Annotated in this window: 10 protein-coding genes; 2 read left to right on the top strand and 8 right to left on the bottom strand. The window is 72.5% G+C overall.

Annotation, left to right across the window (positions count from 1 at the left end; genetic code table 11):
* Positions 1–17 precede the first annotated feature (17 nt).
* Together B072_RS0104825 and B072_RS0104820 are read left to right on the top strand one after the other, a co-directional pair.
* Positions 18–1,094: a zinc-binding dehydrogenase gene (locus tag B072_RS0104825; protein ID WP_018528802.1), complete on the top strand. Its 1,077-nt coding sequence runs from the start codon at positions 18–20 to the stop codon at positions 1,092–1,094.
* A gap of 38 nt (positions 1,095–1,132) precedes the next feature.
* On the top strand, positions 1,133–2,272 hold the full coding sequence (locus tag B072_RS0104820) for a CaiB/BaiF CoA transferase family protein (RefSeq protein WP_018528801.1): 1,140 nt from the start codon (positions 1,133–1,135) through the stop codon (positions 2,270–2,272).
* A gap of 65 nt (positions 2,273–2,337) precedes the next feature.
* Here B072_RS0104820 and B072_RS0104815 read toward each other — a convergent pair whose 3' ends face one another.
* From B072_RS0104815 to B072_RS0104780, 8 genes are read right to left on the bottom strand one after another with little or no spacing between them, the layout of a single operon-like run.
* On the bottom strand, positions 2,338–3,129 hold the full coding sequence (locus B072_RS0104815; protein ID WP_018528800.1) for an enoyl-CoA hydratase/isomerase family protein: 792 nt from the start codon (positions 3,127–3,129) through the stop codon (positions 2,338–2,340).
* A gap of 12 nt (positions 3,130–3,141) precedes the next feature.
* A complete protein-coding gene (locus tag B072_RS0104810) occupies positions 3,142–4,158 on the bottom strand; it encodes an acyl-CoA dehydrogenase family protein (protein ID WP_018528799.1) in 1,017 nt (338 codons plus the stop codon).
* Positions 4,155–5,291 carry an acyl-CoA dehydrogenase family protein gene (locus tag B072_RS0104805; protein ID WP_018528798.1) on the bottom strand — a complete coding sequence of 379 codons (1,137 nt, stop codon included), beginning with the start codon at positions 5,289–5,291 and terminating at the stop codon, positions 4,155–4,157. The genes B072_RS0104810 and B072_RS0104805 overlap by 4 nt, the downstream gene beginning before the upstream one ends.
* Entirely contained in the window at positions 5,288–6,994 is a 1,707-nt protein-coding gene (locus tag B072_RS0104800; RefSeq protein WP_018528797.1) for an AMP-binding protein, read from the bottom strand. Before B072_RS0104800 ends, B072_RS0104805 begins: the two co-directional genes overlap by 4 nt.
* Before the next feature lie 10 nt (positions 6,995–7,004).
* On the bottom strand, positions 7,005–8,150 hold the full coding sequence (locus tag B072_RS0104795; protein ID WP_018528796.1) for an acyl-CoA dehydrogenase family protein: 1,146 nt from the start codon (positions 8,148–8,150) through the stop codon (positions 7,005–7,007).
* Between the two features lie 48 nt (positions 8,151–8,198).
* Positions 8,199–9,404, bottom strand: coding sequence for an acetyl-CoA acetyltransferase (locus tag B072_RS0104790; protein WP_018528795.1), 1,206 nt, complete (start codon positions 9,402–9,404; stop codon positions 8,199–8,201).
* Between the two features lie 2 nt (positions 9,405–9,406).
* Positions 9,407–10,879, bottom strand: a complete 1,473-nt coding sequence (locus tag B072_RS0104785) for an OB-fold domain-containing protein (protein ID WP_018528794.1) — start codon at positions 10,877–10,879, stop codon at positions 9,407–9,409.
* Positions 10,880–10,900: 21 nt separating this feature from the next.
* Positions 10,901–11,821 (bottom strand): LysR family transcriptional regulator, encoded by a 921-nt coding sequence (locus B072_RS0104780; protein WP_018528793.1) that lies wholly within the window; start codon positions 11,819–11,821, stop codon positions 10,901–10,903.
* Positions 11,822–11,829 lie beyond the last annotated feature (8 nt).

The raw sequence follows: 11,829 nt of genomic DNA, 5'->3' as shown, positions 1-11,829 counted from the left end.
CAGCAACGGAGTTACTCATGCGCGCAGCAGTCCTGCACTCCGTCGGCGACACGTCGCTCGACGTCACTGAGGCCACCGCGGTCTCCTTCGGGCCCGGCCGCGTCCGGGTCCGCCTGCACCGCGCCGGTCTGTGCCACTCCGACGTGTCCATCATGAACGGCACGCTCGGACACCCCGCGCCGTGCGTCCTCGGGCACGAGGGAGCCGGTGAGGTGACCGAGGTCGGCGACGGTGTCACGGACGTCCGCGTGGGAGACCGCGTCATCGTGTGCTGGATGCCGCCGTGCGACGCGTGTCCGCACTGCCGGGCCGGTGACGGACACCTGTGCCGTTCGGGCTTCGCCAATATCGCGACACCCAACTTCGAGGTCGACGGCGTCCGGATGCCCGGGATGATGGGCGAGGGCACCTTCGCCGAGGAAGTCGTCATCTCCGCGGCGGCCGCCATCCCGATCCCCGACGACCTGCCGTACGACATCGCCGCCCTGATCGGCTGCGGGGTGACCACCGGCGTCGGCGCGGCACTCAACACGGCTCAGGTCAAGGCGGGTTCGTCGGTGCTCGTCGTCGGACTCGGCGGCGTGGGCGTCAGCATCGTCCAGGGCGCCAAGGTGGCCGGCGCCGCGCAGATCATCGCCGTCGACCCGGTCGCGGGACGCCGCGAGTGGGCGCTGAAGTTCGGCGCCACCGAGGCCGTCGCGCCCGAGGACCTGGCCGAGACGCTGAAGCGCGTCACCGGCGGACGGGGCGTCGACTACGCCTTCGAGGCCGTCGGCAAGCCGGCCACGCTGCGTGCCGCGTACGACGGCGCGCGCCGTGGCGGAACGGTCTGCCTGGTCGGCGCCGGAAGCCGCACCGACATTCCGGACCTGAACATGTCCGACCTCGTCACCAGCGAGAAGAAGCTGCTGCCCTCCTTCTACGGCGGTGACGACCCCCGTCGCACCTACGCCCGCATCATCGAGCTGTGGCGCGCCGGGCGCCTCGACCTCGCCTCGATGATCACGCACCACGTGCCGCTGACGGAGATCGACACGGCCCTGCGCCAGATGCGTACGGGCGAGGCCCTGCGCACGGTCATCGACATCACGTGACCGCGCCCCCATTCCCTTGGAGAGAAAGGAACTTCCGCATGCCCGGACCCCTGGCAGGCGTCAAGGTCGTCGAGCTGGGCGGCATCGGCCCCGGCCCCTTCTGCGCGATGGTCCTCGGCGACCTGGGCGCCGACGTGATCCGTGTCGACCGGCCCGCGCAGGCGGGAGCGGACGCCCGCCGCCCGGTCATGCACCGCAACCGGCGCTCCGTCACCGCCGACCTCAAGCACCCCGAGGGCGTCGAGGTCGTCCGCGCGCTCGCTGACGGCGCGGACATCTTCATCGAGGGGTTCCGGCCCGGGGTGACCGAGCGCCTCGGCCTCGGCCCTGATGATCTGCTCGCCCGCAATCCCCGCCTGGTGTACGGGCGGATGACCGGCTGGGGCCAGGACGGGCCGATGGCGCAGGAGCCGGGCCACGACATCGACTACATCGCGCTGACCGGCGCGCTGCACGCGATCGGCCCGGCGGACGGTGACCCGGTGCCGCCGCTCAACCTGGTCGGCGACTTCGGCGGCGGTGGCATGCTGCTCGTCGTCGGCGTGCTCAGCGCGGTCCTGAGCGCCCGCACCACCGGTCGCGGCCAGGTGGTGGACGCGGCCATGACGGACGGCTCGGCGCTGCTCCTTTCGATGATGTACGGGTTCCTCTCCGTCGGACGGTGGCAGGACGAGCGGGGCACCAACTTCCTTGACGGCACCGCTCCTTACTACCGCACGTACCGGTGCGCGGACGGCGGGCACGTGGCCGTAGGACCGGTGGAGCCGCAGTTCTACGCGTCCATGCTGCGCGTTCTCGGTCTGTCGGACGACCCCGATTTCGCGGGCCAGAACGACCGGGCGAAGTGGCCCGTCATGGGGGAGCGGCTGACCGCGGTGTTCGCGACGCGCACCCGCGACGAGTGGGCGAAGGAGTTCGCCGGGCAGGAGGCGTGCGTCGCACCGGTCCTGTCCCTGACCGAGGCTCCGCACCATCCGCACAACGTCGCCCGTGGCACGTACCTGGTGGGCGAGGACGGTCTCGTCGAGCCCGCACCTGCTCCCCGCTTCTCGGACACACCGACCGCGACGCCGGTGCCCTCGCCGCTGGTCGGCGCGCACACGGACGAGGTCCTCGCCGAGGCCGGCTTCGACGCGGGACGCATCGCGGAACTGCGGGCGGCGGGCGCGGTGCGCTGACGCTCGTACGACGACCGGGCCCGCCTCCTGAGGAGGCGGGCCCAGTCGTGTGCCGGGAGTCGGCGTCAGTTCTTCTTCGGCCCGACGACCCCGTCCCGGAACGTCGCCATGGCCTTGCGCGCGTCGTCCGTCGACATGACGACCGCCATGTGCGACGAGATCAGGTCGAGGCTGGTGCGGATGTCGAGGCGTTCACCGGCGCGCACGGTCCGCTTGATGATGCCCATCGGCAGGGCCGGGTTGGCGGCCAGCTTCCGGGCGAACGCGTACGTCTCGTCAAGGAGGCGTTCGTCGTCGTAGACCCGGTTGACCATGCCGATGCGCAGCGCTTCCTCGGCATCGACGAACTCGCCACCGAGCAGCAGTTCCAGGGCCTTGGCCTGACCGACGAGGCGCGGCAGGTACCAGCAGCCGCCGTCGCCGGGGACCAGGCCGAGGCGGATGTACGACTCGGACAGGCGGGCCGAGCGGGCGGTGAACCGCATGTCGCACATCAGGGCCATGTCGAGGCCCGCCCCGGTGGCGTCACCGTTGATGGCGGCGATGACCGGCTTGTCCAACTCCTCGATGGCACGGGCCACTTGGTGGACCTGCAGGTGCAGGAGGTTCTTCTGCGCGAGCGGTGTGTCCTCGACGGCGAGGAGGGTGTCCATGTCGACGCCGGCGCAGAAGCCCTTGCCGGCGCCGGTGAGGACGATGACGCGAACATCGGGGTCGGCGCCCGCGGTACGCAGGGCCGCCGCCCAGTCGTCGATCATCTCCAGGGTGAAGGCATTGCGCCGCCGGGGCCGGTTGAGGGTGAGGGTGGCGATGCCGTCGGCGACGGCGTACAGCACCGGTTCCTGATCAGTGGTCATGGGTCGACTCTCCTACGCGGTGGGGGCGGTGACGAGGAGCCACGGGTCGTCGTCGGCGGCCGTGGCGAGCAGGCCGAGGGCGGCGGACCAGGCGTGTTCGTTGCCGTACTCCTCGCGCCAGGACCACAGGCGGAGCGTGGCACGGCGCAGGTCGTGCTCGTGGGTGGTGCCGATGGCGCCGTGGACCTGGTGGGCCAGTTCGGCGACGACCCCGGCCGCACGGCAGGCGTTGACGCGGGCCGCGGCGACGGCGGCGACGCCGTCCTGGTCCGGGTCGGCGAGCGCGGCGGCCGCCACCTGGGCGCCGAGGTCCATCAGTGCCACCTCGCCCGCCATCTCGGCGAGGTACTGCTGGACGGCCTGGAACGCGGCGATGGGGCGGCCGAACTGTCGGCGCTCGCCCGCGTACCGCAGGCTGTGGTCGAGCGCCCGGCGGGCGGCGCCCGCCATCTGCACGGTGCGCGCGAGGGCCGCCCGGACGCGCAGGGACGGGCCCTCGGGCAGCGCGGCCACGTCGGCGGCGGTCAGGCGTACGGAGCTGAACGTGACGTCGTCGCGTGGCTCGCCCGCGAGGTTGTGGTGCGTCTCGAAAGTGCAGTGCGCCGGGTCGACGGAGCAGGCGCGGCCGTCGGTGACGACGACGATGCGGTGGGCCTGCCGAGCCCAGGGGACCTGCGGCAGCGTCCCGTCGAGGATCCAGCCGTCCCCGTCCGCCGTGAGCCGCACCTCGTCGGGGGTGGCCTCGGCGGCGGTGAGCGGCCCGGCCGGGACGGGCAGGCCCGCCGCCGCGAGGAGCGGGGCGGCCAGCCATTGGGTCTCCGCGAGGGGGATCTCGGCGCAGTGGTAGGCGGCGGCGCGGAGGATGATCACGGCTTCGGTGCTGTCGCCGCCGCTGCCGCCCGCCTCCTCGGGAACGCCGACGAGGGTCAGACCGCTGTCCTCGATCTCCTCCCACAGGCCCGGCCGGTCCTGGTACCCGGCGAAGATGTCGGACGCGGTGGTCTCCAGCAGATGCAGGTCGGAGTTCATCTCACTCCCAGGGCTCGCGCGATGATGCCGCGCAGGATCTCGTTGGTTCCGCCGCGCAGGGTGCCACCGGGCGCGCGGACGACGGACTCGGCGAGGATCCGGGTGAACGGGTCGGCGGAGGCGAGGTCGGGGTGCACGCCGGTGGCGCGCGCGGCGTCGATGACCTCGCGTTCGAAGCGGGTGCCGAGGTCCTTGACGACGGCGGCCTCCGTGTCGGGTGCCGCGCCCTGGCTGAGCTGCACGGCGACCGCGATCGAGGCCTGGCGCAGGGTCCACAGGCGGGCGGTGAGGGCGCCGACGACACGGGGGTCCGCGTCGTCGCGGGCGGCGAGCAGGCGCAGCAGCAGGGCGGTGGACAGGAAGCGTTCCGGGCCGCTGCGCTCGTAGGCGAGTTCGCCGGTGACCTGCCGCCAGCCGTTGCCGATCGTGCCGAGGACCATGTCGTCGGGAACGAACGCGCCGGTGAAGACGGTCTCGTTGAAGTGGTGGCCGCCGTCGAGGGAGCGGATCGGGCGGATCTCGACGCCGTCGTCGGGCAGCGTGACGATCATCTGGCTGAGCCCCTCGTGCCGGCTCTCGCCCGCGGGGCCGGTGCGCACGAGAGCGACGACGGCGTGGGCGAGGTGGGCGCCGGTGGTCCAGATCTTCGTACCCTCGACGAGCCAGCCGCCTTCGGTGCGGGTCGCCTTGGTCCGCACGGAGGCCAGGTCGGATCCGGAGTCCGGTTCGCTCAGGCCGATCGCGAAGAGCGTGCGGCCGGAGGCGATGCCGGGCAGGAACCGCTGCTTCTGGTCCTCGGTGCCGTGCTGGAGCAGGGCGGGTGCGATCTGCCGGTCCGCGATCCAGTGGGCGGCGACGGGGGCTCCGGCGGCGAGCAGTTCCTCGATGACGACGAACCGTTCGAGGGCGGTGCGCTCGGCGCCGCCGTACTCCTTGGGGACGGCCATGCCGAGCCAGCCGCGCTCGCCGAGCTTGCGCGAGAAGGCCGGGTCGGCGCCGGACACCCAGCTGTCGGAGACGGGCGTGAAGCCGCCGGAGGCCTGCTCGACGGCGAGGAAATCCCGCACCTCTCTGCGGAGTTGCTCGGTCTCGGGCGGTAGTGTCCCGGGTTCGAAGAAGAGTCCGGCCTTCACGATCCGGCCTCCTGTTCCGTCTCGGTGCGGGGCATGCCGTCCGCCTCGGCTTCGTTCTTGGCGAGGGCGCGCGCCCATGCGTAGTCCGCCTTCCCGGCCGGGGAGCGGCGGATCGCGGACACGCGCAGGAACGCCTTGGGGAGCTTGTATCGGGCGAGGCGTTCGGCGGCGCCCTCGCGCAGGGTGGCGTCGTCCGTGCCCTGGCCGGGTCCGTCGAGCTGGACGAGGGCGACGACCTCCTGGCCCCAGCGCGGGCTGGGGCGGCCGACGACGAGCGCGTCGCGCACGTGCGGCTGGTTCAGGAGGGCGCGCTCGACCTCTTCGGCGTAGATCTTCTCGCCGCCGGAGTTGATGACCATCGACGCGCGCCCGTGCAGGACGAGCCGGCCGTCGGCCCGCAGGTGGGCGAGGTCACCGGGCAGGGCGAGGCGTTCGCCCTGGACGGTGACGAACGTCGCTGCCGACTTGGCCGGATCACCGAGGTAGCCGAGGGGAACGGGGCCGCGGGCGGCGAGCCAGCCGGGTTCCTCGTGGCCGGGCTCGAATACGCGGGTGAGTTCCAGATCGACGACGCAGGCGCGCGGCAGAGGCGTGAACACCCCTTCCTCGCCGAAGCCTTGGGCGGTGGACGAGCCGCGGATGATGCCGCCGGTCTCGGACGACCCCGCGCTGTCGGCCACTTCGGCCTGTGGAAGCGCGGCGAGGATCCGTCGCTTGGTCTCGACGGCGAGGGGGCCGCCGCCGCTGACGACGACGCGGACCCGACTCATGTCGTACGCGCCGCGCTCCAGTTCGTCGGCGAGCGGGCGGGCGAACGCCTCGGCGACCACGGGAAGCGTGTCCAGGCGTTCGCTCTCGATGGTCCGGCACACGTCGGCCGCGTCGAAGCGGTGCACCACGTCGGGGACGACCATCGTGTCGCCGCCGGTCATCGCGCGGATGAGGTACCACCAGCCAGCGCCGTGCATGAAGGGGGCGATGCCCAGGAACCGCTGCCCCGCCCCGGTCTTGAGGACGTGGGCCGCCAGGCTCGCGGGCGAGTCGATCTGGGGCCGCTGCCAGCCGCCGAGCAGCGCGGTCCACACGTCTCCCTGCCGCCACAGCACCCCCTTCGGCATGCCGGTGGTGCCGCCCGTGTAGACCATGAAAAGGTCGTCGAGCGAGGGTTCAGGCAGCGTCACGTCGGCCGGGGCCTCGGCGAGCGCCGTGTCGTAGTCGAGGGCGCCGGGCAGCAGGCGGGGCGCCGAGTCGTCTGCGACCTGGAGGAGCAGCGGGCGCCGGGGCAGGTCGGGGAGCACCTGGGCGAGGGTCTCGGCGAAGGCGGCGTGGTAGATGATCGCCGCCGGCGCCGCGTCGCGCAGCAGCTGCCTCAACTCGTATGCGGTGTAGCGGTAGTTGACGTTGAAGGGGACGGCCCGCGCCGCGAAGGCGCCGAAGGTGCCTTCCGCGTACTCATGACCGTTGTGGAGGAACAGTGCCACGTGGTCCTGGCCGGACTCGTGGCCGCGCAGTTCCTCGCGTTCGCGGCGGACGCCAAGGCCGTGGGCGGCGAGCACCCGGCCGAGCCGCTCGACCCGGTCGCGGGTCTCGGCGTAGGTGCGGCGCACGGAGCGGTGGACGAGGCACTCGCGGTCCGGGACCGCGTCGGCGACGGCGCGGAAGAGGTCGATGAGGGGCGACCGCATGCGGTATTCGTTCGTCATGGCCGCCCCCTCACAGTCCGAGGGACTTGGCGATGACGGTCCGCATGATCTCGCTCGATCCCGCGGCGATCCGGGCGAGCCGGATGTCGGCGTACAGGCGGGCGATCGGGTACTCCAGCATGTAGCCGTAACCGCCGTGCAGCTGAAGGCACTTGTCGACGACACGGCCGGCGGCCTCGCTGCTGAACAGCTTGACCATGGCGACGTCGGGCACGGTGAGGGTGCCCGCGTTGTACTGGAGGACGGCCTGGTCGACGAGGGCCTGGGCGGCCGCGATCTCCGTCGCGCAGTCGGCGAGCTGGAACTTGGTGTTCTGGAACGCGGCGACCGGCTTGCCGAACACCTTGCGTTCGCCGACGTAGTCCACGGCGGCGGTCAGCGCGGCACGGGCCGTGGCGACGGCGCCGACCGCCTGCGTCAGGCGCTCGGAGACCAGGTTGGCGGTGAGGTGTCCGAACGCCTTGCCCTCCTCTCCCAGCAGGTTGGCGGCGGGCACCCGGACCTGGTCGAAGAAGAGTTCGGCGGTGTCGGTGGAGCGGGTGCCGAGCTTCTCCAGCTTGCGGCCCTTGGTGAAGCCGGGCATGCCGTCCTCGACGACGAGGAGGCTGAGGCCGTCGCGGCGGTCCTCGCCGTGCGAGGTGCGGCAGGCCACCAGGACCAGGTCGGCGTTGATGCCGCCGGTGATGAAGGTCTTGGCTCCGTTCAACACCCAGTCGTCGCCGTCGCGTTCGGCGTGCGTGGTGATGCCGGACAGGTCGGATCCGGTGCCGGGCTCGCTCATGGCGATGGAGCACAGGGTGGCGGCGGCGGCGATGCCCGGCAGCCAGCGGCGCTTCTGTTCCTCGGTGCCCAGGTTCACGAAGTACGGGGTGACGATGTTGGCGTGGACGCTGAGGGCGCCCAGGCTCGCGTAGGTGTAGGCGGCCTCCTCGATGAGGACGGCGTTGAAGCGGAAGTCGTCGACGCCCGCTCCGCCGTACTCGGCGGGGACGTTGAGCCCGGCGAGGCCCAGCTCGCCGAAGCGCGCGTACACGTCCTTGGGGAACAGTCCGGCGGCCTCCCACTCGGGGAGCTTCGGGGCGATCTCGGCGGTGAGGAACGTGCGGACCATCTCCCGGAAGTCCTCGTGGTCCTGCTCGAACAGGGTGCGGATCATGGGTGGTTCCTTAGGCGGTGGGGGTGGTTTCCTCAAGCGGTGGGGGCGTCACGCGGCGGGCTCGGAGCCGACGACGGAGACGAAGCTGACGCAGTCGCCGGGCCGGCCGCCGAGGTTCTGGGTGAGGCCGAGCTTGCGCTCGCCGCGCGTGATGGAGGCGATCTGCCGTTCGGCGGGGGCCTCCTGGCGCAGCTGCAGCCAGCACTCGTAGAGCATCCGCAGGCCGGAGGCGCCGATGGGGTGGCCGAAGCTCTTGAGGCCGCCGTCGGGGTTCACGGGCAGTTCGCCGGTGAGGTCGAAGGCGCCGTCCATGACGTCGCGCCAGCCGCTTCCGCGCGCGCTGAAGCCGAGGTCCTCCATGAGCAGCAGCTCGGTGGGCGTGAAGCAGTCGTGCACCTCGGCGAGCGCCAACTCGGCGCGCGCGTTGTCGACTTGGGCTTCGCGATAGGCGGCCTCGGCAGAGCGGCGGACCTCCTTGATGGTGGTGAAGTCGAAGCCGGGGTCCATGGGTCCGTCGCCGGGTCCCGCGACCATCGACAGGGCCTTCACGTAGATCGGCCTGTCGGTGTAGCGGTGGGCGTCCTCGGCGCGGACGATGATCGCGGCGGCGGAGCCGTCGGAGACGCCCGAGCAGTCGTGGATGCCGAGCATCCCGGCGACGCGGGGGCTGTTGCGGATGACGTCCATGGGCACTTCGGAGCGGAACTGCGCGAGGTCGTTGCGGGCGCCGTTGTAGTGGTTCTTCCAGGCGATGCGCGTGAGCACGTCCTTGAGGGTGGCCTCGTCGAGGCCGTGCGCCTTCATGTAGGCGGGGGCGAGCATGCCGAACGCGGCGGGCGCGGTGACCGCGGCCTTGGTCCCGTCGCTCGGGATGTCCGCGCTCACCAGACCCGAGTAGCCCGAGTCCTTGAGCTTCTCCACGCCGGTCGCCATCGCGACGTCGATCGCGCCGGACGCGACCGCGTAGCAGGCGTTGCGGAAAGACTCGGAGCCGGAGGCGCAGAAGTTCTCGACGCGGGTGACCGGCTTGTAGTCGATCTTCAGCGCGCGGGAGAGCAACTGGCCGGAGTAGCCGGAGCCCATGGTGCCGAGCCAGTAGGCGTCGACGTCGGGCAACTCCATGCCCGCCGAGGCGAGGGCGGCGTGCGCGGCGTCGACGAGGAGGTCCTCGGCGCTCTTGTCCCAGTGCTCGCGGAACGGGGTGCAGCCCATGCCGACGATCGCGACCTTGTCGCGGATTCCGTGCGTGGCCATCGTCAGTTCTCCTCTGCCGTAGGGGACTTCGCCTGGTGCGCGGCGTCGGCCGCTCGGGCCGGGCGGGCCTTCCAGAAGTAGTTGTGGACGCCTTCGCCGGTCGTGTAGAGGCGGCGGAAGGTCATCTCCAGGCGGTCTCCGATCGCGAGCTGCGCGACGTCAGCGTCGGTGACCTCCAGGACGGCGCGCCCGCCGCCGTCGAAGTCGAGGACGGCCGCCGTCAGCGGCGGATTGAGCGAGAACGCGAGCAGGTCGGCCTGGAAGGTGGCGACCGTCGCGGTGAGGTCGGCGACCCGCTCGCGCGTCATCCGATCCACGGAGTGGCACTGCCGGCAGACGCGGATCGCGGGCAGATGGCGGGTGCCGCACTCCTCGCAGCGGGAGCCGGTCAGACCGTACTTCCAGTGGGCGTTGCGGGCGGAGGGCGGTCCGGCGGGGCGGTCCGGGTCGGGGCGGCGCGGGGGCTCGCGGCGCAGGAAGCCGCGCCAGGTGAGGAAAGTCTGGTACGTCACCTGCGCACCCTCGGCGGCCTGTTCGGCGACCGGGGCGTGCGGTCGCCGCTCCCGCCAGGCGGCGAGGGCGGCCGTCGTGCGGAAGACGAACGCGTCGGCGCCGTCGCCGAGGACGAGCAGCAGCACGGTCTCGTCGGGTCCGGCCTCGTCGAGGGCGGAGGCGAGGAGGACGCCGGGCTGTGCGGTACCGGTGGCGCCGATGACGGCCGCCAGATCGTCGACGACGGTCGCCTCCTTACCCAGGGTGCGGGTGACGGACTTGACGGCGCGGCGGTGCAGTCCGGCGACGGCGACGCGGTCGATGGCGGACCGGTCGAGCCCGGCGTCCTTCAGCGCCGCGTCGACGGCCTCGTCGGCGAGCTCCTTGTAGATGCCCTCGGCGAACCGCTCCTCCCACAGACGGCTGGAGGGCTCGCCCTGCGGCCGCCAGCGCTCCAGGAACTCGGCGGACGCGCTGCCCCGTCCGGCGAGGCGCGCGAGGACGGCGTCGCCGGTGCCGAAGAGGACGGCCGCGGCGGCGTCACCGCCGTCGCGTTCCTCGGCCGAGCCGGGCAGCCCCGTACGGATGTCGGAGAGCACGGCGAGGGCCGGCCGACCCGCGGCGGCGGAGTCGGCGGCGGCGGACAACGCGCCCGCCCCGGAGCGGGCGGCGCCCGTGAAGTCGTAGGCGGACACGCCGCGTTCGAGGCCGAGCGCCGCGTGCACGGTGGTCGCGTTCGTCTTGTCCGTGTACGCGGGGGTGGCCGTGGCGAAGACGAGGCTCTGGGGGTCGAGGGCCCCGGCGAGGGCCCGGCGGGCGGCCTCGACACCCATGGAGGTGCTGTCCTCGTCGTACGAGGCGACGGCGCGGGTACCCTTGCCGCCGCCCGAGCCGAGGGCCTTGCGGATCTGCGCGCGGTCCAGCCGCCACAGCGGGAGGTGGATCCCGTAGCCGGTGACACCGACGTCCGGTATCGCGGTCATGACGCTCCTCAACGATGCGGGTCATGCCCGGTCCGCATCCTCGTGCGTCGCTCGTACGTCGGCCGCGGCGGTGTCGGCGGCAAGCGAGACGAGAGCCAGCGCGGCGGGCGACAGGGGCCCACGGCGGTGGTACAGGAAGCAGGACCGGGTGAAGGGGAAGGCGAGCGGCCGGACCTCGGCGCCCAGGCGCTGCGCGGTCCGTGCCGCGGGAGCGGGGAGCAGCGTGGCTCCGGCTCCCGCCAGAACAAGCGGGATGATGGCGTCGCGGTGCGCGGTTTCCACGACGACGGGGGGCGGGGGCAACTGCTCGGCTGCCAGCGCCGCCGCGAACCATACGCGCATCGCCGACCGTTCCGGAAGCCCCTGCACGTAGTCGTGCGTCACGACCGTCCGCAAGGTCACCGGCCCTTCGGGGAGGTTCCCGGTACCGGGCGGGAACACGGCCTGCATCGACTGCAGGGCCAGCGGCACCGCCTCGTGCTTGGCGTACGGGGCGGGGTGATCGGTGACGAGAAGCTCCGCCTCGGCGCGGCGCAGCGCCCCGAATCCGTCCTCCCCGGCGGGTCCCTCGTGGATCGCGATGCGCACTCCGGGGTAGCGGGCGTGGAAGCGGCGGACCAGCGGCAGGACCGGGTCGACGGCGTAGGCGGCGACCACCGCCAGATCGACGCGGCCGGTGGCGAGGTGGTCGACCTCCTGGACGGCGGCCCGCGCCACCTCGAAGGAGCGCAGGGTGCGGCGTGCCGGACCCACCAGGGCGCGGCCCGCGTGCGTGAGGCTCAGGCGGTGCCCGCGCTGGAACAGCGGGGAGCCCATCTCGCGCTCAAGCTCCTTCACCGACTGGGACACCGCGGGCTGGCTGATGCGCAGCTTACGGGCGGCCGCGGAGATGCTGCCGGCCTCAACGACGGCGAGGAAGTACTGGAAGTGGCGACGGTCCATAGATTCTT

Source organism: Streptomyces sp. HmicA12, assembly GCF_000373565.1.
In the GTDB taxonomy this organism is placed as follows: Bacteria; Actinomycetota; Actinomycetes; order Streptomycetales; family Streptomycetaceae; genus Streptomyces.
Note: the sequence above shows the minus strand (reverse complement) of the source record. Positions and strands in the feature narration are given on the sequence as shown.

Coding starts and splice junctions, on each gene's coding strand:
- B072_RS0104825 (WP_018528802.1), top strand. CDS start 18: ATGCGCGCAGCAGTCCTGCACTCCGTCGGCGACACGTCGCTCGACGTC.
- B072_RS0104820 (WP_018528801.1), top strand. CDS start 1,133: ATGCCCGGACCCCTGGCAGGCGTCAAGGTCGTCGAGCTGGGCGGCATC.
- B072_RS0104815 (WP_018528800.1), bottom strand. CDS start 3,129: ATGACCACTGATCAGGAACCGGTGCTGTACGCCGTCGCCGACGGCATC.
- B072_RS0104810 (WP_018528799.1), bottom strand. CDS start 4,158: ATGAACTCCGACCTGCATCTGCTGGAGACCACCGCGTCCGACATCTTC.
- B072_RS0104800 (WP_018528797.1), bottom strand. CDS start 6,994: ATGACGAACGAATACCGCATGCGGTCGCCCCTCATCGACCTCTTCCGC.
- B072_RS0104795 (WP_018528796.1), bottom strand. CDS start 8,150: ATGATCCGCACCCTGTTCGAGCAGGACCACGAGGACTTCCGGGAGATG.
- B072_RS0104790 (WP_018528795.1), bottom strand. CDS start 9,404: ATGGCCACGCACGGAATCCGCGACAAGGTCGCGATCGTCGGCATGGGC.
- B072_RS0104785 (WP_018528794.1), bottom strand. CDS start 10,879: ATGACCGCGATACCGGACGTCGGTGTCACCGGCTACGGGATCCACCTC.
- B072_RS0104780 (WP_018528793.1), bottom strand. CDS start 11,821: ATGGACCGTCGCCACTTCCAGTACTTCCTCGCCGTCGTTGAGGCCGGC.